Source organism: Actinomyces viscosus (assembly GCF_900637975.1).
In the GTDB taxonomy this organism is placed as follows: Bacteria; Actinomycetota; Actinomycetes; order Actinomycetales; family Actinomycetaceae; genus Actinomyces; species Actinomyces viscosus.
This window is the reverse complement of sequence record NZ_LR134477.1, coordinates 691,548-716,469: the sequence shown is the minus strand read 5'-3', so window position 1 is coordinate 716,469 and position 24,922 is coordinate 691,548. Positions and strand designations below refer to the sequence as shown.

Below are 24,922 nucleotides of genomic sequence, written 5' to 3'. Positions count from 1 at the left end.
GGATGGACGGCCTGAGTTGGCTCATTTAGTGTCGTGGTGGATGTTGTTGAGGGCTTGGATGAGGTCGGGTGGGAGTGGGTCGGCGGCTGTGAGGGTGTGTCCGGTGATGTTGATGGTGATGGTGCGGTAGCGGCGGGCGGTGGTGATCAGGCGTCTGATGGACCAGCCGGTGGTGTTCTCCAGCCATCGGGCCATGGCCAGGGCGGCGGTGACGATGGTCAGGTGGGCCTCGATGGACTGGCGCAGGTGGTGGTAGATGGGGCGTGCTCTCAGGTCGGACTTGGACATGCGGAAGGACTTCTCGATGTTGTACAGGCGGTGGTAGGCACCGATGACCGTCTCGGGGTCGGGGTTGGGCAGGTTGGTGACGTATCCCTTCCACCCGGCCAGGGTCCGGGCCCGTGTCTCCAGGTCGCGGTTGATGCTCCTGGTGGCGCCGGACAGGTGCACGAAGCGGTTGCGTTTGACGGGGATCTTTCCTGCGACGGCTTTCTCGGCCTTGGCGACCTGGGTGTCGATCCCGTGTAGCGTGCGTCGGGCCCTGTCGGCGCTGTAGCGGTAGCAGATGGTCTCGTCACGGCGCTGGTCGCTGGCTCCGGCGGGCCAGGGCTGGGTCAGGGTCAGCCCGTCGGGGACGTCCTGGTCGGGGTGGCTGTCGTGCCAGGAGCTGATCACGTGGGGGACGCGTGAGGTGCGTGAGCCCAGCACGTAAGACAGGCCGGCTGCCTCCAGGGCCTGCTTGTTGGCGGCGCCGATCATCCCGGCGTCGGCGACGACCACCACGTCGTCGAGGTTGTAGGCGTTCATGAAGTCGTTGATCGTCGGGATCATGGTGGCGGTCTCGGCCTTGTTGCCCTCAAAGGCCTCGGCCCGTAGAGGGAACCCGGTCTCGTCGGTGAGCAGCCCTACCGTGATCTGCGGCTCCAGGCGTCTTTCCTTCGAGAAGCCTGGCTCGCGGAAACCGTCGGCCTTGTCGGTCTCGAAGTACAGGGTCGTCACGTCGAACAGGACCAGCGAGGCCCGGTCGATGCGGGCGCGTCCGGCCAGCAGGCGCGACAGGCCCCGGGTGAACTCCTCAGCGGCGTAGCGGGGCAGATGACGCTTGACCGTGGCGTAGGACACCGGCGTCAGACCTGCCTCGGCCAGGACCCGCAGGGAGTCCTGCTTGCTGGTCGGCTCGATCAGCCTGGCGGTAACGAGCTGGCGGAAGACCTCGTCAGCACCACCGAGCCCGTCCAGGCCCACTGCCTTCCAAGCCGCTTCCAGCGTCTCCAGGAGCACTCCCATCCGGTTGGAGGTGATCGGCGCTACGCGCCCGGCCCCAGCCAGCGCCTGCGGTCCCTTTCCCCCGACGTCCGCACCGTTCAGGCCCGGCAGGTCAAGGCCGAGCTGGCCAGCGTTGAGACGCTGCCTGGCGACCTCCTTAAGCGCCGCCAGCTCAGCATCGTCATGGGCTGAGCCGATGTGCTCGATGCTGCGGGCTCCTTTGCGGGAGGAGTACACGATCTGCACCGCACGGGCCCCCGACGCCGTCCTGACCGCGCGAACGTACGGACTCATACCCCCACGTTAGTGCGCACCCCCACCCACGCAACCCGCACAATCCCAACCACAACCACACCCCCAGCGACCCAACCACCCCGCAATGAGCCAAGTCAGGTCCATCAACCCGGATGGACGGCGCACCTGTGTCATCACAACGGTCCCTGAAGGAACCCGTGACCTTGTGAGGGCCCTTAGTGGACCTCGAAACCGTAGGAACGGAAGATCGCACGCGTGGACTCCACGAGCTCGGGCTCCGGAGGCCTGGTGTCACGCAGCTGGTACGTCAGTCCCAGGGCGTCCCACTTGTCAGTACCCATCTGGTGGAAGGGCAGTACCTCAACGCGGCTGACCGAGCCCCAGCGCTCGATGATCCGGGCCACGTTGTGGACGTTCTCGGGGTCATCCGTCAGGTCCGGAACCAGGACGAACCTGGCCCAGATCTCGATCCCCTTGGCCGCCAAGCGGTCACCGAAGGTGATCGTCGGCGCCAGGGAGCGCCCCGTCACCTTCTTGTAGGTCTCCTCGTCGCCGCTCTTGACATCGAGCAGCACCAGGTCGATGTTGTCGAGCATCTCATCGCTGGCATTGGCCCCCAGGAACCCGGAGGTGTCGATGCAGGTGTGGATGCCCATCTTCTTGGCACCGGCCAGAAGCTTGCCCGCGAAGGCGGGTTGCATGAGGACCTCACCACCCGACAACGTGATTCCGCCCTTGGACGCACGGAACACTCCCCGGTAGCGGCGCATGCGGCGAAGAAGCTCCGCGGCCTCAACCGGCTCTCCGTCCTTCATGAGGAAGGTGTCGGGGTTGTGGCAGTACAGGCACCGCAGGGGGCATCCGTTAAGGAAGACGGTCATCCGGGTACCGGGACCGTCCACCGCGGTGACGAGCTCCCAGGAGTGGATCGAGCCCAGCTCGCCGGCCCGCATCCGGGCCAGACGCTCAGAGCGCTGAAGATCCGTCAGCTCCTCGAGTCCGCCGATACCCGCCCCGCGCAAGCGGGCGGCCGGGGCCAGGAAGTCCTGGTCCCGGCCGCCGTCGCGCACGGTCGTCGTGGTCTGCGTCATGACCGCTCGCCGTGCTCCAGGGCTCAGGCCTGGGAGTGGAAGGTGCGGTGGAGGACGTCAAGCTGCTGCTCGCGAGTCAGCTTGACGAAGTTGACGGCGTAGCCGGAGACGCGAACCGTGAGGTTCGGGTAGTTCTCCGGGTGCTCCATCGCGTCCTCGAGGGTGTTGCGGTCCAGGACGTTGATGTTGGCGTGGTACAGGCCCTTAACGCCGCCGTTGTCCTGACGCTGTGCCTTCATGGAGGCGAGGCGCTCTTCGTACGTGGCCATGGTGGCCCCTTTCTGAGGTGGTGTTATCGATGTGTGAAAAATTGCTGCGGTGCGATCAGCCGGATGGACGGCTGGATCAGATCTCGGCGCAGTCGTCGGGGACGAAGCCGGCGTCGAGGATGCCCACGAGGTTGGCGACGCGCTCGTCGAGCGTGCGGCCCAGACCCTGCGGGGTGATCGTGTTGGTCAGCGAGATCCCGTCAAGGGCGTCGTTGTAGTCGAGCTTGCCGACGCTGAGCATCGAGGCGACCATGCCGTGGGTGTCCATCCCGTTCTCCGGGTTGGCGCCCGGCGAGAAGGGCGTGCCCTTCTGGTGCCCCGAGGGGAAGGAGCCCGTGGCCTTGCCGTAGACGACGTTGGAGGTGATCGTCAGCACCGACTGGGTCGGGATGGCGTCCCGGTAGAAGGGCTGAGCCTTGATCTTCGACATGATCGTGTGGACCACGGTGGCGGCGATGTCGTCGGCACGGTCGTCGTCGTTGCCGTAGATCGGGAAGTCGCCCTCGGTGACGTAGTCCACCACCAGACCGGTCTCGTCACGCACCGGGGTGACCTTGGCGTACTTGATGGCCGCCAGGGAGTCGGCCACGATCGACAGTCCGGCGATGCCGCAGCCCATGGTGCGCACGATCTCGGAGTCGTGCAGCGCCATCTCGATGGCCTCATAGGCGTAGCGGTCGTGGCAGTAGTGGATGATGTTGAGCGCCTCGACGTAGGTGGCCACCACCCAGTCGAGCATCTTCTCGTACTTGTCCCAGACCTCGTCGAAGTCGAGGGGGCCATCGCCCTCGATGCCGGGCAGGCCGGTGACGACCTGCTTGCCGGTCATCTCGTCGCGCCCGCCGTTGATGGCGTAGAGCAGGGCCTTGGCCGAGTTGACGCGGGCGCCGAAGAACTGCATCTGCTTGCCCACGCGCATCGGGGACACGCAGCAGGCGATCGCGGCGTCGTCGCCCCAGTGCTCACGGATCTGCTCGTCGGCCTCGTACTGGATGGAGGAGGTCGTGATCGAGATCAGGGCGCAGAAGTCCTTGTAGCCCTGCGGCAGGTTCTCGTCCCAGAAGATCGTGATGTTCGGCTCCGGGGCGGGGCCGAGGTTGCGCAGCGTCTGCAGCAGACGGAAGGAGGTCTTGGTGACCAGGGCTCGACCGTCCTCACCGAATCCGGCGTCGGACCAGGTGGCCCAGTAGGGGTCTCCGGAGAAGATCTGGTCGTAGTCGATGGTGCGCAGGAAGCGCGTGATGCGCAGCTTCATGACGATGTTGTCGATGAGCTCCTGGGCGCGGGTCTCGTCGATGACGCCGTTGCGCAGGTCGCGCTCGAAGTAGATGTCCAGGAAGCCGGAGAGGCGACCGATGCTCATGGCCGCACCGTCCTGGGACTTCACGGAGGCCAGGTAGGCGAAGTAGGTCCACTGGACAGCCTCGTGGGCGTTCCTGGCCGGGCCGGAGATGTCGTAGCCGTAGGAGGCGGCCATGGCCTTGAGCTTCTTGAGCGCCTTGATCTGCTCGGAGTGCTCCTCGCGGTAGCGGGCCCAGTGCTCGGAGAAGGGCTTGTCCGCCACGGCGTCCTTGGCCCGCTGCTTCTCCTCGATGAGGAAGTCGACGCCGTAGAGCGCCACCCGGCGGTAGTCGCCGATGATGCGGCCACGGCCGTAGGCGTCGGGCAGGCCGGTGATGATGTGGCTGGAGCGCGCCGCGCGGATGCGCGGGGTGTAGATGTCGAAGACCGCGTCGTTGTGGGTCTTGCGGTAGCGGGTGAAGATCTTCTTGACCTCGGGGTCGACCTCCTTGCCCGCCTCCTTGATGGCGGTCTCCACCATGCGCCAGCCGCCGTTGGGCATCATGGCGCGACGCAGCGGGGAGTCCGTCTGCAGACCAACGATGACGTCGTCGTCCTCGCTGATGTACCCGGCCGGGAAAGCGTCGATGTCGGCGGGGATGTGGGTGTCGACGTCGAGGATGCGAACCTTGCGCTCCTCGGAGAGGTAGTCCTTCTCCAGGGTGTCCCACAGGCGCAGGGTCTTGTCCGTGGCGCCAGCGAGGAACGAGGCGTCACCGTCGTAGGGGGTGTAGTTACGCTGGATGAAGTCGCGGACGTCAATGTCCTCGGCCCACGGGCCGGTAACGAAGCCCTCCCAGGCGTCATTGCCGCTCACCGTGGTGGCAGATGTTGTGACCTCAGTGGTCATCCGTGCCCTCCTCGTGTGGGTGACCGGAGGGCCACCCGGTTGCTATCGCCCTCGTGAGGCGAGGCGGCACATCGGCGCGCCGTCGATCTCAGACTAGAACTCCGAGAAGGGCTTGTGGGCCACTGGTCCCAAGAAGGGCCGGTGTGATGACTCACAGGCTGATCGGCACCACCTCAAACTGGGACATAAGTCCCTATAGCGACCACATGGAAAGATGATCGTCACCTGAGAGCAAAGCCATCCTGCCTTCGACAATATCGGCAAACAGGAGCGCGACTCCCGGTTGCCGGCCTATCGCGACGATTAGGACAGGTGTCCCAACGTCAGCCGGACTCGCTCCTGGGGACGGGCGCACCAGAAACCTTGACGCGCCGCCGCTGCGCCCCTACTCGGTCCCAAGGTCCCGGACGGCAGAGGCGCCGGCAGAGGCAGCGTCAGGGCCGTCGGCCGCCGTCCGGGCCGTCTCAGCGATATGAGCGGCCCGCATGCCGAAGTCCTCCAGCAGCTGGGCCCGGGTGGCCGTGTCGATGAACTGGCGCGGGACACCGATGCGACGGAAGACCGGCGAACCGGCCGCCCTGGGCCTGGCGGCCCGGTAGTCCTCGACGGCATCGCGCAGCTGGGACCCGATGCCGCCGTCGACCAGCCCGTCCTCGATCGTGACGACGACGTCGGCGGCGGCGGCCTCCTCAACGAGAGGCCCCGGGGCTGGGATGACCCAGCGCGGGTGCACCACAGTGACGCGGCGGCCCTCCTGCTGGAGGATCCGGCCGGCCTCACGGGCCTCGGCGGCCATCGCCCCGACGCCCACCAGGAGGATCCGCGGGGCGCCGGCCGGCCGGGGGCTCTCGAGCAGCACGTCGACGACGTCGAAGACGGAGGGCTCCCCCGCCGGAGCCTCCTGCTCATCCCGGTCGCCTCGTTCGCTTCCGCGCCCGGTCCTCTCCCGTTCCGGCCCGCCGAGGCGACGTACCGCCGCCATGGGCTCGGGCAGGGCTCCCTTGGGGTAGCGCACAACGGTTGGGGCGTCATCGACGCTCACGGCCAGGCGCAGGCTCTCGCGCAGCGTCTCCTCGTCCCGGGGGGCGGCCAGGCGCAGACCCGGGACGTGGGCCAGCAGAGCCATGTCCCACATTCCGTTGTGGCTGGCCCCGTCGGTTCCGGTGATCCCGGCCCGGTCCAGCACGATCGTCACTCCCCCGCGGTGCAGGGCGACGTCCATGAGGACCTGGTCGAAGGCGCGGTTGAGGAAGGTGGCGTAGAGGGCCACCACCGGGTGCATGCCGGCGAAGGCGAGCCCGGCGGAGAAGGTGAGGGCGTGCTGCTCGGCGATGCCCACGTCGATGACCCGCTCCGGCATGGCGTCGGCCAGGGGCTGGAGGCCCACCGGAGCCTGCATGGCCGCGGTGACCCCGACGATCCGCTCGTCGCCGCGCGCCAGGGAGAGGATCTCCTCGGCGAAGACGGCCGTCCAGCCGAAGCGCTCGGCCACGACCGGCAGCCCGGTCTCGGGGTGGATCTGTCCGACGGCGTGGAAGCGGTCGGGGACGTGCTCCTCGGCGGGGGTGTAGCCCCGCCCCTTCTCGGTGATGACGTGGACGATGACCGGCTCGGCGTACTCACGGGCCCGCGTGAGGGCGAACTCGATGGCAGTGATGTCGTGGCCGTCGACCGGGCCGGTGTACTTGATCCCCAGGTCCTCGAAGAAGGCCGAGGGCACCAGGACGTCCTTGAGTCCCCGCTTGAGGCCGTGGAGGGCGTCGAAGGCGGCCCGGCCGGGAGCGCCCTGCGACAGGAGCGTGCGCTTGACCCCGGACAGGACGCGCTCGTAGCCGGGGTTGGTGCGCAGCGCGTCGAGATGGTGGGCCAGTCCCCCGATGGTCGGGGCGTAGGAGCGGCCGTTGTCGTTGACGACGATGACCAGGTGACGGTCCGAGGAGTCCGCGATATTGTCCAGGGCCTCCCAGGCCATGCCCCCGGTCATGGCTCCGTCGCCGATGACGGCAACGACGTGGCGCTCGTCGTGCCCCTGAAGGTGGTTGGCTCGGGCGATGCCGTCGGCCCAGGACAGCGAGGTGGAGGCGTGGGAGTTCTCCACGACGTCGTGGACGGACTCGGCCCGTGACGGGTAGCCGGACAGGCCGCCGCGCTCACGCAGGTGGGTGAAGTCCTGGCGGCCGGTGAGCAGCTTGTGGACGTAGGCCTGGTGACCGGTATCGAACACGATGGTGTCCCGCGGTGAGCGGAAGGTCCGGTGCAGGGCGATCGTCAGCTCGACGACACCGAGGTTGGGGCCCAGGTGACCGCCGGTGCGCGCCACCGACGCGACGAGGTGGCGGCGGATCTCGGCCGCGAGCGCCACCAGCTCCTCACTGGTGAGCCGGTCGAGGTCGGCGGGCTTTCGCACAGAGGACAGGAGCGCTCTGCCGGTCTGCTCGGCGGGCCGACCAGGGTGCTCAGCTGCTGGCACGGTGCGCCTCCTTGTTGAGGGTGTTGTCGAGAGTTGTTGTCAAAGGTGTCGTCGAGGGTGCAGGTGGTGACGAGTCGTTCGTGCGGTGGCGCCTCGCTCATGACCGGGGTCGGCGGGGCGCCGGCACGGCACCCGGGAAAGGGTAGCCGCTGAGCCGGTGCGGTGTTTCCTGGTTTCCTGTGGAGGTCCTTCTTCCGACGCCGCCGCTCGAAGGCGGTTCAGAACGGTCCAGGGCGCTCCGGGGCGCTCCGGGGCAGCCCTCAGCATAGGACCGTCCTGACCGGGCTGCGGTCACGTGTCACGCGGGTCACGGATGAGCACGTACTGTATGCCTTGACCGTCGGAACCGTTCGCGCCCGCCGGTCCGCGGCATCGTTCCCGATCGCCCGATCGCCCTCAGGACAGCCTTCCAGGAGGAACCATGAGCACCACAGCCCCTTTCGGTACCTGGCCCTCGCCCATCACTCCGGGCACGATCACGACCCGGACGGTCCTGCTGTCCCAGGTTCGTGTGGACGGTGGTGACACCTACTGGGTGGAGCAGCGCGCCTCGCAGGCCGGGCGTAATGTCCTGCTGCGCCGTGACGGCGACGGCCAGACCGGCGAGGTGCTCCCGCTGACGCCGGCCGACGAGCTGGTGGATGTGCGCACCCGGGTGCACGAGTACGGCGGGCGGGCCTACGCCGTCGACGGCGGGATCATCGTGGTCTCCCACGCCGGGGACGGGCGTCTCTACCGCTACGACGTGGCGCACCGGCTGCGCGGCCTGGTCCCCCTGACGATCTACGGCGACGTGCGCCACGGCGACCTGGAGATCGACACGGGTCGGGGCCTGGTCTACGCGGTCCGTGAGGACCACCGCGGCGAGGGCGAGGCCGTCAACACCCTGGTGGCGATTCCTCTGGACGGCTCGGCCGCGCGCGATGACTCGCGCGTGCGCACACTCGTGTCGGGGACGGACTTCGTGGTCGCTCCGACGCTGTCGCCCGATGGCGAGCACCTGGCCTGGATCACCTGGGACCACCCGGGGATGCCGTGGGACAACGCCGCCCTGCACGTGGGCGACCTGGGTCCGGACGGGACGATCGGCGAGCAGGCGCTGGTCGACGGCGGGGACGGGTACTCGGTCTCCGAGCCCCGCTGGACCGAGGAGTGCGACCTGGTTCACGGCTCCAACGCCTCGGGCTTCTGGAACCTCTACCGCACCGAGGGCTTCCCGGTCCGGGGCACCAACCGTCCGGGCTGGTCGGAGAACCTGCGTACCCGGCCCCTGCACCCGGCCGAGGCCACCTTCACCAACCCGGCCTGGCAGCTGGGCCCGCACTCCTTCGACGTGCTCGACGCCGACCACATCATCACCTCCTGGGCCCGTGACGCGGTGTCGCACCTGGGAACCATCAGGCTCGCCAACGGGGAGCTCGAGGAGTGGAACGTGGGGTGGCAGCCGATCGGCAACGTGGCCTCCAGCGCCGGTCGCGTCGTCATGCTGGCCTCCAACGAGATGGCGATGCCGAGCATCGTGGAGGTCAAGAACAGCGCGGTGCAGGTGCTGCGCGGCTCGGGCGAGTTCGAGCCCGAGGGCATCGGGGTGTCCTTCCCCGACCCGGTCTCCTGGCCCACGAGTGACGGCGCGACCGCTCACGGCTTCTACTACCCGCCGACGTCGGCCTCCCACGTGGGCGGCGAGGGCGAGCTGCCTCCCCTGATCGTCAACGTCCACGGTGGCCCGACGGCAACGGCCGTGCCCGGCTACGACCTGCGCATCCAGTACTGGACCAGCAGGGGCTTCGCCTACCTCGATGTCAACTACCGCGGCTCCATGGGCTACGGGACCGGCTACCGCAAGGCCCTGGAGGGCAAGTGGGGCGTCTACGACGTCGACGACTGCGTCAGTGGCGCTCAGCACCTGGTGGATGCCGGGCTCGTGGACCCCCGGCGTATCGCGATCCGCGGCGGCTCGGCCGGGGGCTTCACGGTGCTGTCGGCCATCACCCGTTCCACGGTGTTCACGGCGGCCAGCTCCTGCTTCGGGGTGACCGATCTCAAGAGGCTGGTGCGCACGACCCACAAGTTCGAGTCGCACTACATCGGCCAGCTCATGGGCACCCAGGACATCGACGATCCGGTTCTGGACGAGCGTAGTCCCATCAACCACATCGAGGACATCGGTGTGCCTCTGCTGCTCATCCAGGGCTCGGAGGACCCGATCGTCCCGGCGGAGCAGGCCACCGCCATGTACGAGGCCCTTAAGGCCGCCGGTGCACCAGTGGCCCTGGAGGTCTTCCAGGGTGAGGGCCACGGCTTCCGCCTGGCCGCGAACATCCGTCGCCGCTACGAGGCCGAGCTGAGCTTCTACCGCCAGGTGTGGAGGATCGGCGGGTCCTGCTCCGAGGCCCAGCGCCGCGGCGAGGAGGACACCTTCATGGTCAAGGTCGAGAACCTGCGCTGATGACAGGTACCTGGAAGAGGCTGTCCCAGCCCCTGTCAGGACACGCGGGCAGCCTCTTCCGTCACCATCGCCTCGGGCTCTACATCCTGGCGGTGCTGGTGGGGCTCACCTCGGGCCTGGGGGCGGTGCTGTTCCGGCTGGGGATCGATGCCTGGTCCCAGCTGCTCAGCGGCGCAGATGACTACACCCTGTCGATGGGTCCCTCGGTCGGCTGGCTGGCGCCGCTCGGCACCTGGTTTGTCCTGCTGACGCCCGTGATCTCGGGTCTCATCGTGGGTCCGCTCATGTCCCGGCTGGGCCACACGCCCACGGGCCACGGGGTGGCCGGCGTCATCTGGTCGACGCGCCACCGCGACGGCACGATGGCGCCGCTTCCGGCCCTGGCGATGACGACGTCGTCGGCGCTGACGATCGGTGGCGGCGGCTCGGTGGGCCCGGAGGGGCCGATCGCCGAGCTGGGCGCGTCCACGGCCAACCTCATCGGGCGGGGCCTGCGCCTGCCCAAGCTCCCGGTACGCTACCTGGCGGCCGCCGGCACCGCCGCCGGGATCGCCGCGGCCTTCAACGCGCCTCTGGCGGGGGCGTTCTTCGCCCTGGAGGTCGTCCTCATGGGCTTCAGCGCTGACGCCTTCATCGTCATCGTCCTGGCCTGTGTGGCCTCAACGGTCCTGTCGCACCACCTGCTGGGGACGACTCTGTCGCTGTCGCTTCCCTACCTGGACCTGTCCGGGGACGCCCAGCTGGGCTGGGTCGCCCTGTTGGGCGTGGCGGGCGGAGGCGTCGGCATCGGCTTCATGCGTCTTCGCTTCATCGTGCTCGACGCCCTGACCCGCGCCTGGCAGCGACTGGGCGTCCCGATCTGGGCGCGTCCCGGAATCGGGGGTCTGGCCGTCGGCGCCGTTCTGCTCGTTCTGCCGGAGATGTACGGGGAGTCCTCGGCGGCGCTCAACCGGGCGCTGGCCGGTCGCTACACCCTGGCGCTGCTGCTCATCCTGTGCGTGGGCAAGATGCTGGCGACCTCGATGACGCTGGGAATGGGCTTCGTCGGCGGGGTGTTCGCCCCGTCCCTGTTCATCGGCGGGACACTCGGGGCGGCCTTCGGCACCCTGGTGGCGCCCAGCTACGCACCGGCGGCCGGGGTCTTCGGGGTGATCGGCATGGGGGCGGTCTTCGCCGGCGCGGCCCGAGCCCCGATGACGGCGGTCCTGCTCATCATTGAGATGACCGGGCAGCACGCGCTGCTGCTGCCGCTCATGCTGGCCACGGTGCTGGCCACCTTCATCAGCCGTTTCCTGTCGCGGGGCACGCTGTTCACCGAGGAGCTGCGCCGTCGCGGTGAGGATGTCGAGGACCCGATGACCACCACTCTTCTGGGGCGCACCCGCGCCTCCCGGCTCATGGTGGGCCCGCCCGCCGTTCTCGAGTCCACGACGACGGTGCGTGAGGCGGCCGCCCTCATGAGCCGGCACAGCGCCTCGGTCCTGCCCGTGGTCGCAGCGGGAGCCGACAGGGGCCATGAGCTGCTCGGCTGCGTGACGGCCGCACAGCTCACCGGAGCGCTCCTGGGTGACGCCTCCGACGACGTCGGCGACGGCCCCCGGCCGGAAACGAGGGTCGCCGATCTCCCCCTGGCCTCCGACCGCCTGTCCTGTGAGGCCGAGGCGACCGATGTGCTCGAGGCCCTCACCCGGACCCGTCTGGAGGGGATCCCGGTGGTGGCCCCGGCGTCGGGCCCCGGTACTGAGCAGCTGGTGGGCTGGGTGTGTCAGCGCATCGTCGTTGAGCGGATCTATGAGGTCCAGGCCCAGGCCCGCGCCGCAGCAGCCACCTACACCTCGCTGGGATCGCGGCTGCAGGACAGGTGGCACGCCCGCCCCGCCGCCCGGCGCAGGATGAGCAGGATCAGTCGGATCAGCCGGGTCAGCTCGCGTGGCTCACGCCGTTCCCGGCGTCGGTGACGTCTCTGCGATCGAGGCGGGCTGCGCGTCCTGGGACCCGGTGGTGGCCCTTACCGCTCCTCATCGCTCCGAGGACCCTTGAGAGCGCGGCTCTCCTGGACCGCCCTGGCCCTCTCGGTGAGGCTCTCGGTGAGGGTGTCGGACAGCTCGGTGATGCGCTCGGCGTTGGCCACGATGCGCCGGGGATCGGACATCCACATCCAGGCAGCGGCGACCACCGGGAGGATCACCGGGAGGTACCACCGGGAGCCGCCCCAGTGCGCCCACACCGACATGTTGAGGTCGGCCGGCGTGGGTGGGGTGTCGCTCATGGTGAGAACGCCGATGAGCACGGCCATGGTGGCCAGCGCCCCCAGGCACATCCAGCCGATATTGCGCATCCGGCGCCCGTTGTGGGCCACGCAGACGGCCAGGAGGATGTACAGACCGCCTCCCAGGAGGTTGAAGGACTGCACCGCGGGCGCCTCATGGGGGCTGCGAACCAGGGCGGTCAGGGCCGGGACGAGGACGATCACCCCGAAGACGGCGAAGACGCCGACCAGGATGCGCCCCCAGCCGTAGGCGGGGCGACGGGTGTCCTGAACCGGGCGTACCGATGAGCGCTCGTCCATGAGGAACGACCTTTCCACGTGATGACCTCCGGCACGCGCGGCGCCAACTCGGCCTCTAACCGATGCCAGAACGTTACTATTCACAACGTGAGCACCATTAAGTTGACCAAATCCCTGAACGCACACGCCTCGGTGGACGATGACCGTAAGGATACCGACCTCAGCAATCAGGCCGAGGTCGACACGGTCGATGAGACCGAGGACTCTGACACCACCGGCGCCGAGGACCAGGCCGGCGCCACGGGCGCTGAGCGGAACACGACGCAGGGCACGACGCAGGACACTGCCGGCGCCGAGGATGACGCGCAGGCGCGCAAGCCCCTCGACGACCAGGACGACGCCGCTGATGCTGCTGACGCCGCTGGTGCGCGGGCCGAGTCCGGTGACGCCGCCGACGCCTTGTCGTCATCTGGTCCCTCCGGCACCGAGCCGGTGGCCGACGTGCTCGTCCTGGCCGCGGCACCGGCAGGGGACGGGGCCGAGGCTCCCGAGATCCTCCTGGAGGGCCTGGAGCCCCCTTCCAGCACCGCCCTGGAGGGGCTGGACATCGACGCCCTCGTGGCCCTGCTGCCGTCGCTGGGCTTCTCGGGTGCCCAGGACTCCGTCGTGCGCCTCCCCTCCTCATCGGTCAGCACCACGGGCTACCACGGCCCGGCGACGATCCTTGTCGTCGGCGTCGGTACGGGGTGGGCCGACACCGACCCGCTTGCCGTCACCACGGACGATGAGGCCGCCCTGGGCTACGACCAGACGGGTCTGCTGCGGCGAGCCGCCGGACGCGCCACCCGGGCGCTGGCCGGAACCGGCTCCGCGGTCCTGGCGCTGCCCACGCTCTCCGAGGAGCAGCTCGCCGCCGTCGCGCACGGGGCCGCCCTGGGCGCCTACTCCTGGAAGGCGACGAAGAACGAGGACCGTCCCGGACAGGAGTCCTCCTCCAAGCAGGCCTCCCCGCTGAAGGACATCTCCATCGTCTCGCCTCTTTCCGACACGCCGGAGGGGCAGGAGGCGCTGGCGGGCGCCCTGGCACTGGCCGAGGCCACGGCCCTGACCCGCGACCTCGTCAACGAGCCGCCGAACCGCCTGACGCCGGAGGTCTTCGCCGAGAGGGCCCGCTCAGCCGGGCAGGAGGCCGGGATCCGGGTCGAGGTGTGGGACGCCCCGGCACTGATCGAGCAGGGATTCGGCGGGATTCTCGGTGTGGCTCAGGGCTCGGTGCACCCGGCGCGCCTGGTCCGCCTGGAGTGGGTGCCGCTGCACACCGGCGAGGGCGCCGCGATCCCGACGCGCTCCGAGGGCGAGGGCGACAACGACCCGTCCCGTCCCAGGCACGTCGCACTCATCGGCAAGGGCATCACCTTCGACTCCGGGGGCCTGTCGCTCAAGCCGGCCGCCTCCATGCCGGAGATGAAGTCCGACATGGCCGGCGCTGCCACCGTGCTGGGCGCAGTCATCGCGGCCGCGCGCCTGGCGCTGCCGATCCGTGTCACCGCCTGGCTCGCTCTGGCGGAGAACATGCCGGGGGCCGACGCCCAGCGCCCCAGCGACGTCGTCACCATGTTCGACGGCACCACTGTGGAGGTGACCAACACCGATGCGGAGGGCCGCCTGGTCATGGCCGACGCCCTGGCCCGCGCCGTCACGGAGGAGCCCGACGCCGTCCTGGACGTGGCCACGCTGACCGGAGCGCAGATCGTGGCCCTGGGCGATCACGTGGCCGCCGTCATGGGAACACCCGACCTTCGCGAGGAGGTCGTGGCCGCGGCCCAGCGGGCGGGTGAGTCCTTCTGGCCGATGCCGCTGCCCGCGCACCTGCGTGCGACCCTGGACTCCCCCTTCGCCGACCTGCGCAACACCAAGGTCGGCTCGCGGGCCGGCGGGATGCTCTCCGCCGGGCTGTTCCTGCGCGAGTTCGTCGGGCGCCGGCCGTGGGCGCACCTCGACATCGCCGGCCCCGCCTACAACGACTCCTCGCCCTGGGGACTGACGCCGACCGGCGGCACGGGCATGGGCGTGTCCACCCTGGTGGAGCTGCTGCGTTCACTGTCCGCCGAGGTCAGCATCCTGTCCTGAGGCCGTCCCCTGTCGGCGACGGGGTGTCGCAGGCCCCGACGCCCCGTCGCCGACACCACGCATATGCGGTGATGCGTATCACTCGGTTTTCAGGACTCTAGTCCCTAAACAGCAACCCTCCTGACTCCTGTGCGCCCACTTCAGGTGGAACAATGGCCCCGTGCCGAGCCGCCCCACAAGGGCGTCGTGACCAACCAACAAGGAGTGAGTTCGTGACAGAGACCGTCTACGACATGGTCATTCTGGGTGCGGGATCAGGGGGCTACGCCGCCGCCCTGCGTGGCGCCCAGCTGGGCCTCAAGGTCGCTCTCATCGAGGCCGACAAGCTCGGAGGCACCTGCCTCCACCGCGGCTGCGTGCCCACCAAGGCGCTGCTGCACGCCGCCGAGACCGCCGATGCCGTGCGCGAGGCTGCCACGGTGGGCATCAAGGCCGCCTTCGAGGGCGTGGACATGCCAGGGGTCCAGACGTACAAGAACGGCATCGTCTCGCGGATGCACAAGGGCCTTGAGGGCCTGGTCTCCTCGCGGGGCATCGACCTGATCCAGGGCTGGGGCCGCCTGGTGGCTGCGGACACCGTCGAGGTTGACGGCCGTCGCATCACCGGCCGCAACGTGGTTCTCGCCTCCGGCTCCTACTCCAAGACCATCGGGCAGGAGATCTTCGGGGGCGTCATCAACTCCGAGGAGGCCCTGGAGATGGATCACGTCCCCGCCTCCGCAGTGATCCTGGGCGGCGGTGTCATCGGGGTGGAGTTCGCCTCGGCCTGGGCCTCCATGGGCAGTCAGGTCACCATCATCGAGGGACTGCCCCACCTGGTCCCCAATGAGGACGAGGCGATCTCCAAGCAGCTCGAGCGCGCCTTCCGCAAGCGCAAGATCGCCTTCCGCACCAACACGATGTTCGAGTCGGTCGAGCGCCACGACGGTGGCGTGACCGTGCGCACCCAGGACGGTAAGACCTACGAGGCCGAGGTCCTCCTCATCGCCGTGGGCCGCGGACCGGCGACCGCCAACCTGGGCTACGAGGAGGTCGGGGTCGCCATGGACCGGGGCTTCGTCCTGGCCGACGAGTACGGCCGCACCAACGTCCCCGGGGTGTGGGCCGTGGGCGACATCGTCCCCGGCGTCCAGCTCGCCCACCGCGGCTTCGCCCAGGGCATCGTCGTGGCGGAGAAGATCGCCGGCCTGGACCCCACCCCGGTCGACGACGTCCTGGTCCCCAAGGTCACCTTCTGCGAGCCCGAGATCGCCTCGGTGGGTCTGTCCGAGGCCAAGGCCGCCGAGATCCACGGCAAGGACAACGTCACCACCGCCGAGTTCAACGTGGCGGGCAACGCCAAGAGCCAGATCCTGGGAACCCAGGGCTTCGTCAAGCTCGTCTCCCTCAAGGACGGCCCCATCGTGGGCTTCCACGCCATCGGCGCCCGCATGGGAGAGCAGGTCGGTGAGGGGCAGCTCATGGTGTCCTGGGAGGCCGACGCCGACGACGTCGCCTCTCTGGTCCACGCCCACCCCACCCAGAACGAGACCCTCGGCGAGGCCGCCATGGCCCTCGCCGGCAAGCCGTTGCACAACCACGGCTGATCCAGCCAGACAAGAGTAAGGAAGACAGTAATGTCCGAGTCCGTGAAGATGCCCGCTCTGGGTGAGTCCGTCACCGAGGGGACGGTCTCCTCCTGGCTCAAGGCCGTGGGCGACACCGTCAAGGCCGACGAGCCCCTGCTGGAGGTCGCCACCGACAAGGTGGACACCGAGGTCCCCTCCCCCGCGTCCGGCGTCCTGCTGGAGATCCGCGTTCCCGAGGACGAGACCGTCGAGGTCGGCACCGTCCTGGCCATCATCGGCGACCCCTCCGAGGCAGGTTCCGCTCCGGCCCCGGCTCCTGAGGCTCCTGCCGAGGCGCCCGCGACCCCGGCTCCCGCTCCTGCCGCCGAGCCCACGCCGACCCCCGCGGCACAGCCGGCAGCGGGCTCCGCTGAGGGCACCGAGGTCACGATGCCGGCTCTGGGTGAGTCCGTCACCGAGGGGACGGTCTCCTCCTGGCTCAAGGCCGTGGGCGACACCGTCAAGGCCGACGAGCCCCTGCTGGAGGTCGCCACCGACAAGGTGGACACCGAGGTCCCCTCCCCCGCGTCCGGCGTCCTGCTGGAGATCCGCGTTCCCGAGGACGAGACCGTCGAGGTCGGCACCGTCCTGGCCATCATCGGCGACCCCTCCGAGGCAGGTTCCGCTCCGGCCCCGGCTCCTGAGGCTCCTGCCGCCGAGCCCGCGCCGGCCCCCGCGGCGCCGTCGGCTCCTGCTCCGGCCGCGACCGAGGCGCCCGCTCCCGCCGCGCCGGTGAGCTCGGGTGCCACCGGCTCCTACGTCACGCCGATCGTTCGCAAGCTCGCCAAGGACAAGGGCGTGGACCTGTCCACCGTCACCGGAACCGGCGTGGGCGGCCGCATCCGCAAGCAGGACGTGGAGGCCGCCGCCAAGGCCGCCGAGGAGGCTCGCGCCGCGGCCGCCGCGGCCGCCGCGGCCGCCGCCCCCGCTGCCCAGGAGCCCGCCCCCGCCGCTGCGGCCAAGCCGGCCTCGGCCAAGCCCGAGGTGGACACGACCCTGCGCGGCCGCACGGAGAAGATGAGCCGACTGCGCCAGGTCATCGCCGAGCGCATGATCGACTCGCTGCAGACCTCCGCGCAGCTGACCACCGTCGTCGAGGTGGACGTGACTCGGGTGGCCGCGCTGCGCGCCCGTGCGAAGAACGACTTCCTGGCCAAGAACGGCACCAAGCTCACCTTCCTGCCCTTCTTCGTCCAGGCGGCCACGGAGGCCCTCAAGGCCCACCCGAAGATCAACGCCTCCATCGAGGGCAAGAACGTCACCTACCACGACGTCGAGCACGTGGGCATCGCGGTGGACACGCCCCGCGGCCTGCTCGTGCCCGTGGTCAAGAACGCCGGGGACCTCAACATCCCCGGGCTGGCCAAGCGCATCAATGACCTGGCCGCCCGCACCCGGGGCAACAAGGTCAACCCCGATGAGCTCAGCGGCTCGACCTTCACGATCACCAACACCGGCAGCGGCGGTGCCCTGTTCGACACCCCGATCATCAACCAGCCGGAGGTGGCGATCCTGGGTCTGGGCGCCATCCAGCGCCAGCCCCGGGTCATCAAGGACGCCGACGGCGGCGAGGTCATCGCCATCCGCTCGGTGTGCTACCTGGCCCTGTCCTACGACCACCGACTGGTGGACGGCGCGGACGCGGCCCGTTACCTCATGACGGTCAAGAAGCGTCTTGAGGAGGGTGACTTCGGCGGCGAGCTGGGACTGTGAGCCCGACTCCCGACCGGTAGCCTTCAGCAGACCGTCTGCGGGGGCCCGCACCTTGAAGGTGCGGGCCCCCGCTCGTCATAGAGGGTCCATGGATCGAGGATGAGGCAACCACCTCGGTCTCCACCGGGCCTCGGTCACCGGCTCATGAGTCCTCGACCACCGCTGGCATGAGCGTCACGCCGAGGCGGCGTCTTCAGGGGAACCACCCTCGAGCGGAACCTCGCTCAGTCCGACGACGCCGCGAGCGAAGTCGATGCGCTCCTGAACCGAGTCGAACTCACCCGCCAGCGGACCATCGAGCAGCAGCGAGGCCAGGCCGTGCACACCAGACCAGAGCAGCACCTCAACCTCGATCGGGGCGCCCTCACCCACCATGACCCTCGCCAAGCGGGACAGCTCCTGGCGTGCGCGCTCGCTCGCCTGCACCACCTCCGGGAAGCGCTCCGGATCGCATATGTCGGGACGGAACATCACTCGAAAGACCCCGGGGTGGCGCAGCGCGAACTCGACGTAGGCACCTCCCGAGGCCGTCAGGATCGCATGGAGATCCCGACCCTCAAGCCCGTCATAAGCCGAGGCGAGCCGGTCCGCGAGCTCGTCGAAGCCCTCGCGCACCAGCGCCGCCAGGATGGCCTCCCGGTTGGCGAAGTAGTGGTAGGGCGCCTGGTGCGTGCAACCGGCACGACGCGCCACCTCCCTCATGCTCAACGCGCCGGGACCCGACTGGTCCAGAAGCTCCCGACTGGTCCGCAGCAGCTCTGCACGCAGGTCCCGGCCACCACCGCGTCCGGATGAGGCTCCTGTTTCAGAGGTCATGAGAAGAGTGTAGGACCGCTCGACTAGACACTGTCCAGTCGGATGTTATGCTGACTAGACACCGTCTGGTCAGGATAGAGGCAACCACCATGTCCTACGACGTCATCGTGATCGGCTCGGGTATCGGAGGGCTGACAAGCGCCGGTCTGCTGGCTCGAGCTGCCGGAAAGCGGGTTCTCGTCCTGGAGCGGCGCACTGAGCCGGGTGGCCTCACGCACACCTTCCGACGGGACGGCGCCTCCTGGGACGTGGGAGTCCACTACGTCGGACAGGTCGGCCCGGATAGCCGAGGCCGCGCCTACTTCGACTACCTCTCCGGCGGCGAGCTGGAGTGGAACCGCATGCCGGACGCCTACGACAGGTTCGTCTACCCAGGAATCGACCTGAGCGTCAGCAGCGACCCGGATCGCTACGAGCGCGACCTGATTGCCGCCTTCCCTCAGGAGGCCAAGGCCATTCGCCGCTACTTCCAGGATGTTCGCCGCACGATGACCTGGACGGCGATGGGCTTCATTCGAGGCATGGTTCCCCGCCTGATGGCACCGCTTCTGGGACTCGCCCAGCGCCTGACGGGTCGCAGTGCCACCGCAACGACGAAGGCCTATCTCGACGCCCACTTCCGCTCCCCCGAGCTCAAGGTCGTCCTGGCCAGCCAGTGGGGGGACTACGGCTTGCCGCCGTCCCGCTCGGCCTTCGCCGTGCACGCGATGATCGTCTCCCACTACCTCGATGGAGGGTGGTTCCCCAGGGGCGGCAGCGCTCGCATCGCGCGCACCTTCGAGAAGGGGATCGAGCAGGCCGGAGGAGCCGTCCGCGTCGCCCAGGAGGTCACGGAGATACTCCTGGATGACGACGGCGCGGCGGCCGGGGTCCGAGTGATGGACCGCCGAGGACCTGTAGCACGTGAACGCATCTATCGAGCCCCTGTCATCGTCTCCGCCGTCGGCGCCTCCAACACCTTCAACCGCCTCCTGCCCACATCCGGGGAGGTCGGCCGCCTCACCGGACCGGCACGTCGCACCCTGGAGAATCTGGGAACCGGTACGTCAGCGATCACGGTGTTCCTGCGCCTGCGCGACGACCCGCGCAGCATCGGCCTCGACGGCGGCAACATCTGGGTCAACCGGGACCTTGACCACGAGCGCGCCCAGGAACGCAGCGCCTCCCTGCTGGAGGGTCGCCCCCACGACGTCTTCGTCTCCTTCCCCTCGCTGAAGTCCGGCGAGTCGCCGCACACCGCCGAGCTCATCTCCTTCTGCGACGCGAAGGTCTTCCGACCGTGGGCCGACCACCCGAGAGGAGACCGTGGCTCCGACTACTCCGCTCTCAAGGAGTGCATCGGCAGTGGCATGCTGGACCTGGCCGAGAGCGCGGCACCGGGACTGACCGAGATCGTGGACTACATGGAGGTGGCCACTCCTCTCACCTACGAGCACTACACCACCCACCCTGCCGGTGCCTTCTACGGACCACCCGCCACCCCGCTGCGTTACAGGTCCGCCCCGCTGGGCCCGCGCACGGCGATCCCCGGGCTGTTCCTGTCCGGGCAGGACGCCGGGAGCGCCGGCATCATGGGCGCCCTGATGGGCGGAGTCGCCGCAGCCTGCCAGGTGCTCGGTCCGCGCGGGTACGCCACCATCACCTCCGCCTTGAACGAGCCCCATTGCGCCCCCGATCCACGCCAAGCCCACTCCCTTCCCGAGGGCAAGCACCACGCCGCACTGGTCTCCAAACGCCGTCTGACGCCGAGCGTCTGGGAGGTGGTGCTGCGCGTGGAGGGCCAGGTCGACCATTGGGCACCGGGGCAGTTCGCCCGCCTGTGCGTGGGCGACAACACCTGGCGCGACTACTCGATCGCAGGTCTGGAGGACCACCATCTCCGGCTGCTCGTCTCCACCCGAACGGGTGGGCGGGGATCGCGGTTCATCGAGGAGGCCGACACGGGCACGACGACCGTGGTGGAGCTTCCCCTGGGCGGGTTCCGGCTCGTTGACTCGGGCAGTCATCGGCTGTTCATCACCACCGGAACCGGGATCGCCCCCATGCTGGCCATGTTCGCTCAGGCCCCCGGCGTGGAGCATGACACGCTGCTCTTCGGCTGCCGCCACGACGACGAGGATCTGACCACCATGATCGACTCCCCCATGCCCGGGCGGGTGGTGCGCTGCCTGAGCCGGCAGAAGGCGCCGGGTACGTTCCACGGGCGGGTCACTGACGCGCTCACCGAGCTCGTCGGCGACCCCCGACTCGATCCTCACAGCACGGACGTCTACCTGTGCGGCTCAGCCGCGATGGTCTCCGACACCCACCGGTTCCTTGAGCACGCCGGCTATGAGTCCATCTACACCGAACCGTACTGAAGCTCCTCGCAAGACGCCCCGATCCGGTTGCCGTTCCGATCGACGTGCGGTCACGTCCTGAGATCCGCCGAGGCTCATGGGGCTGAACGGATATCGGCAACGCGCCACGGCTCCGGAACGAGGACGAGCACAACCTGACGGGAATCCAGAGCGGGGACCGTCCGCGTTCCGGAAGGACCCGAGCGGGTCGAGGCGCTCTGAGACAGCGTGACCCGCACCGCCCTCGCACTGGGCCACAGCGCGGCCGCGTCATCAGGCAGCTCAACCTCGGTGACCTGGCTGACGGAGGTCTGCAGGCCTTCGACCCTCTCTCCCGACTCGATCAGGTCATTCAGGACCTGCGTATCGGCCTGGGCCGCGGGTGAGCTCGGCACCGTCGTGGCCGCCAGGGCTCCGGCGTCAGCAGCCATCAGGGCGCGGTCTCGAGCAGAGGACAGTGCGACGACGACGCTCACCAGGTCCGCAGCACCGTCCTCGGCCACCCCGGGGACCGAGGCGGTCGTGGACGCGCTCCTGGCGGCGGTGGGGGACGATCCCGCCGAGGGGGCGGCACCAGAGACGGCTGAGGCGCCCGGTCGCGCGCTCGTCGTCGAGCTCGACGCAGCACCGAGGGCCCAGGCGGGCCTGAGCGAGGCCAGGCCCCTCGCCGGCCCCCAGGCCGCCAGGCAGACAGCGACGAGCAGCACCGCCGCCAGCCCCCAGGTACGGGACCACCCGCGCCGCACACCTCGCCTCCTCCCCCAGCGTATGGCCGCAGGACCCCGCCCGGAGCGGCCACCACGGCTCTTCGGTGCATGCCCGCCGGAGTCCTTTCGTGGTCCGGCCTTCGCACTCGGAGCGGCACCCGACCTCGCCCCAGGCCTGCGCCTGGAACCGACCGTGCGCGTCGGCGTGCGGGCGGCCGCACGCAGGCTGCCGGCGGCCAGGCGGGCGCCGTCGGGCAGCTCGATGGGTGAGCCCTGTCCCAGCTGCGGCGCACGGGCCGCCAGGTCCCGGGCTCGGGGGCGGTCATCCGGGTCCTCCGCCAGGGCGTCGGTCAGAAGTCCCGTCAGACGCCTGGCCCCGCTCCCGCTCTGTCCGGCGCACTCGCCAAGGAGACGGGCGAGGGCGTAGACGTCGGAGGGCGCCGACGGCGGGGCGCCGGCGAGCCGTTCGGGAGCGGCGCAGTCCTGCGTCCCCGTCTCCATGACGGAGCCCAGCAGGTCGATAAGGACGGGACACCCCTCAGTGGTCACCACGACGTTGCCGGCCGAGACGTCTCCGTGAGCGGTACCGTGCTCGTGAAGGTAGGCCAGCGCCGACCCCAGGACGTCCAGAAGGGTCGCCAGGTGGGAGACGCTGAGCCGTCCTCGCGCCCCCAGGACCACGTCGAGCCCCGCACCGTCGACGAGGTCGGTGATGACACCCACCCGGTGCTCGGGCAGGTGGACCACCTCCCGTACGGTCACCAGCCCGGGATGACGCAGGACGCGCAGATCGGCCAGCCTGCGCAGGACGGCGGCCCCGCCACGCCCGTGAGGCAGGTCAACGACCCTGATGACCACGTGACGGCCCTGCGCGTCCAGTCCCCGCCGAGGTGCGCTGGGAGCCGTGGAGCGTCCCATCACCTCGCCGACGGTGTAGCCCTGCTGCGACAGGGCGCTGAGTGCCGAGTCCGGGATGCTCGGCTCGGCGTCGGAGACCGGGAGCCTGGAGGCACGAGGTGCGCGAGTGCCGCGACGTCGAGGCACTGGGCGGCGCCGCGGCCGCTGGTCGCCGACGCCGCCGTTGAAGGACCGGCCAGGAGGGTGGGGGCGCGTCGTTGAGCTCATGCACTCCATGGTCACCACGCCGCTCCCGGATGACCAGGCCCGCCTGCGAGCCTGTGGATAACTCTGCCTCCGGTGCCGGTTGTGGTCACGTAGACTGCGCCCGTGCTGCGTCAGGACGTGGGGCTCGGCTCCCGACTCATTCCCTTCCACGAGGGCTGGCAGCAGCAACGAGCTGCACATGCCGAGGTCGTGGCGGGTCGGCGGCCCAGCACGCTGCTGCTCATGGAGCATGAACCGGTCTACACGGTCGGCAGGCGCACCCACTCGTGGGAGCGGCCCGCGGGCGACGTCGTCGAGCCCGGTCACGTTCCGGTGGTCGACGTGGACCGCGGCGGGAAGACCACCTGGCACGGACCCGGCCAGCTGACCGTCTACCCCATCCTGCGTCTGGCCCAGCCCATCGACGTCATCCGCTACGTGCGCGCGCTGGAGGCGGCCGTCATCGACCTGTGCGCCCTCTACAGCCTGGAGACCATTCGGGTCGAGGGACGCTCCGGGGTCTGGGTGCCGGCCGGTCCTGAGGGTGCGACGACACCTGACCGGCTCCGGCGCACCGAGAGCAAGATCTGCGCCCTGGGGGTGCGGGTCGCCCGGGGAGTGACCATGCACGGAATCGGCCTCAACGTGGACCCCGACCTGGAGGCCTTCTCCCTGGAGAGGATCATCCCCTGCGGGATCGACGACGCCGGAGTGACCTCCTTGAGCGCGGAGACCGGCCGGCACCTGGCCACCGGCGCTCCCGCGAACGCCCTGGTAGCGGCCCTGGAGGCCCACCTGACGCCGTTGGTGTCGGACGCCACGTAACAACGGGCCCCACGTCTAGGTCCGAGGTCCTATAGAACGTCGGGAGAGTACTAGACTTCTGTGGAATCGTCGTCGGCGAGAAGAGGTAGACGTGAGCACCACCGTGGCTCCTGAGGGACGCAAGCTCCTGAGGGTCGAGGCGCGCAACGCCCAGACGCCCATCGAGTCCAAGCCCGACTGGCTGCGCACCCGCGCCGTCGTCTCCGACACCTACCAGGAGGTCCGCGGCCTGGTACGGGAGAAGAGCCTCCACACAGTGTGCGCCGAGGCGAACTGCCCCAACATCTATGAGTGCTGGAACGACCGCGAGGCCACCTTCCTGGTGGGCGGTGAGATGTGCACACGCCGCTGCGACTTCTGCGACATCGCCACCGGTCGCCCCACCGAGTACGACGTCGATGAGCCCCGGCGCGTAGCGGTGTCCATCATGGAGATGGACCTGCGCTACGCCACCGTTACCGGCGTGGCCCGCGATGACCGCCCCGACGGCGGCGCCTGGCTCTACGCCGAGACCGCTCGCCAGGTGCACGAGCTCTCGCCGGGCACCGGGGTCGAGCTGCTCATCCCCGACTTCAGGGGCAACCCGGACGCGCTCGCGGACGTCTTCTCCTCGCGTCCCGAGGTCTTCGGACACAACCTGGAGACGGTCCCGCGCATCTTCAAGCGGATCCGGCCGGCTTTCTCCTACGAGGGCAGCCTCGACGTCATCACCGCCGCCTCGGAGGCCGGACTGGTCACCAAGTCCAACCTCATCCTGGGCATGGGCGAGACCCGCGACGAGATCGAGGCGGCGATGGCCGCCCTGGTCGAGGCCCGCTGCGACATCCTCACCATCACGCAGTACCTGCGCCCCTCCAAGCTGCACCACCCCGTTGACCGCTGGGTCAAGCCTCAGGAGTTCGTCGAGCTGAGCCGACTGGCTGAGGAGATCGGGTTCGCCGCCGTCATGAGCGGCCCGATGGTGCGCTCCTCCTACCGAGCCGGAATGCTGTGGGGGCGGGCCATGGTCAAGCGCGGCTGGCCCATCCCCGAGCGGTTGGCCCAGCTCGCCGAGCCCGCCACCGCCCGTCAGGAGGCCTCGGCCCTGCTGGGAACCCACCCCCACCTGGCCGCCGCCTGCTGAAAGCCAGGTGCCGAGCCCGGTATTGCTCGGCCCGTCCGCGTGCGCGGGCCGGCCACGC

General features: G+C 69.5%; 16 protein-coding genes. 8 read left to right on the top strand and 8 right to left on the bottom strand.

What is annotated here, in order from left to right; all coding sequences use genetic code 11:
- Window positions 1–21: 21 nt before the first annotated feature.
- The 5 genes from EL340_RS03185 to dxs all read right to left on the bottom strand — a co-directional run bounded on the left by EL340_RS03185 (window position 22) and on the right by dxs (window position 7,542).
- The gene (locus EL340_RS03185; RefSeq protein ID WP_126413381.1) at window positions 22–1,560 is read right to left on the bottom strand and encodes an IS1634 family transposase; all 1,539 of its coding nucleotides are present in this window, start codon (window positions 1,558–1,560) and stop codon (window positions 22–24) included.
- Between the two features lie 176 nt (window positions 1,561–1,736).
- A complete protein-coding gene (gene pflA / locus EL340_RS03180) occupies window positions 1,737–2,612 on the bottom strand; it encodes a pyruvate formate-lyase-activating protein (RefSeq protein ID WP_126413380.1) in 876 nt (291 codons plus the stop codon).
- 23 nt (window positions 2,613–2,635) lie between these two features.
- Complete coding sequence (gene grcA2 / locus EL340_RS03175; protein ID WP_009406209.1) at window positions 2,636–2,881, bottom strand: autonomous glycyl radical cofactor GrcA2; 246 nt, start codon at window positions 2,879–2,881, stop codon at window positions 2,636–2,638.
- A 76-nt stretch (window positions 2,882–2,957) separates the two neighbouring features.
- Window positions 2,958–5,072, bottom strand: a complete 2,115-nt coding sequence (pflB, locus tag EL340_RS03170) for a formate C-acetyltransferase (protein WP_126413379.1) — start codon at window positions 5,070–5,072, stop codon at window positions 2,958–2,960.
- Window positions 5,073–5,457: 385 nt separating this feature from the next.
- The gene (gene dxs, locus EL340_RS03165; protein ID WP_126413378.1) at window positions 5,458–7,542 is read right to left on the bottom strand and encodes a 1-deoxy-D-xylulose-5-phosphate synthase; all 2,085 of its coding nucleotides are present in this window, start codon (window positions 7,540–7,542) and stop codon (window positions 5,458–5,460) included.
- A gap of 421 nt (window positions 7,543–7,963) precedes the next feature.
- Between dxs and EL340_RS03160 the strand changes: the two genes are divergently transcribed.
- Together EL340_RS03160 and EL340_RS03155 are read left to right on the top strand one after the other, a co-directional pair.
- Window positions 7,964–9,991, top strand: coding sequence for an alpha/beta hydrolase family protein (locus tag EL340_RS03160; RefSeq protein ID WP_126413377.1), 2,028 nt, complete (start codon window positions 7,964–7,966; stop codon window positions 9,989–9,991).
- Complete coding sequence (locus tag EL340_RS03155) at window positions 9,991–11,949, top strand: chloride channel protein (protein WP_126413376.1); 1,959 nt, start codon at window positions 9,991–9,993, stop codon at window positions 11,947–11,949. The genes EL340_RS03160 and EL340_RS03155 overlap by 1 nt, the downstream gene beginning before the upstream one ends.
- A 50-nt stretch (window positions 11,950–11,999) precedes the next feature.
- Here the strand turns inward: EL340_RS03155 and EL340_RS03150 are convergent, their stop codons facing one another.
- A complete protein-coding gene (locus tag EL340_RS03150) occupies window positions 12,000–12,560 on the bottom strand; it encodes a hypothetical protein (protein ID WP_126413375.1) in 561 nt (186 codons plus the stop codon).
- A gap of 21 nt (window positions 12,561–12,581) precedes the next feature.
- Here EL340_RS03150 and EL340_RS03145 point away from each other — a divergent pair, with 21 nt between their 5' ends.
- From EL340_RS03145 to sucB, 3 genes are all read left to right on the top strand, one after another.
- On the top strand, window positions 12,582–14,630 hold the full coding sequence (locus EL340_RS03145) for a leucyl aminopeptidase (protein WP_197722376.1): 2,049 nt from the start codon (window positions 12,582–12,584) through the stop codon (window positions 14,628–14,630).
- A 212-nt stretch (window positions 14,631–14,842) separates the two neighbouring features.
- Complete coding sequence (lpdA, locus tag EL340_RS03140; protein WP_126413374.1) at window positions 14,843–16,216, top strand: dihydrolipoyl dehydrogenase; 1,374 nt, start codon at window positions 14,843–14,845, stop codon at window positions 16,214–16,216.
- A 30-nt stretch (window positions 16,217–16,246) separates the two neighbouring features.
- Complete coding sequence (gene sucB, locus EL340_RS03135; RefSeq protein WP_126413373.1) at window positions 16,247–17,950, top strand: 2-oxoglutarate dehydrogenase, E2 component, dihydrolipoamide succinyltransferase; 1,704 nt, start codon at window positions 16,247–16,249, stop codon at window positions 17,948–17,950.
- 174 nt (window positions 17,951–18,124) lie between these two features.
- Here the strand turns inward: sucB and EL340_RS03130 are convergent, their stop codons facing one another.
- The gene (locus EL340_RS03130; protein ID WP_126413372.1) at window positions 18,125–18,766 is read right to left on the bottom strand and encodes a TetR/AcrR family transcriptional regulator; all 642 of its coding nucleotides are present in this window, start codon (window positions 18,764–18,766) and stop codon (window positions 18,125–18,127) included.
- Window positions 18,767–18,855: 89 nt separating this feature from the next.
- Here EL340_RS03130 and EL340_RS03125 point away from each other — a divergent pair, with 89 nt between their 5' ends.
- Window positions 18,856–21,126 carry an FAD-dependent oxidoreductase gene (locus EL340_RS03125; protein ID WP_126413371.1) on the top strand — a complete coding sequence of 757 codons (2,271 nt, stop codon included), beginning with the start codon at window positions 18,856–18,858 and terminating at the stop codon, window positions 21,124–21,126.
- A gap of 74 nt (window positions 21,127–21,200) precedes the next feature.
- Here the strand turns inward: EL340_RS03125 and EL340_RS03120 are convergent, their stop codons facing one another.
- Window positions 21,201–22,937 (bottom strand): protein kinase domain-containing protein, encoded by a 1,737-nt coding sequence (locus tag EL340_RS03120; protein ID WP_232023200.1) that lies wholly within the window; start codon window positions 22,935–22,937, stop codon window positions 21,201–21,203.
- Between the two features lie 102 nt (window positions 22,938–23,039).
- On the opposite strand from EL340_RS03120, the gene lipB reads away from it, so the two are divergent.
- Together lipB and EL340_RS03110 are read left to right on the top strand one after the other, a co-directional pair.
- On the top strand, window positions 23,040–23,741 hold the full coding sequence (lipB, locus tag EL340_RS03115) for a lipoyl(octanoyl) transferase LipB (RefSeq protein WP_126413369.1): 702 nt from the start codon (window positions 23,040–23,042) through the stop codon (window positions 23,739–23,741).
- 91 nt (window positions 23,742–23,832) lie between these two features.
- The gene (locus EL340_RS03110) at window positions 23,833–24,864 is read left to right on the top strand and encodes a lipoyl synthase (protein WP_126413368.1); all 1,032 of its coding nucleotides are present in this window, start codon (window positions 23,833–23,835) and stop codon (window positions 24,862–24,864) included.
- Window positions 24,865–24,922 lie beyond the last annotated feature (58 nt).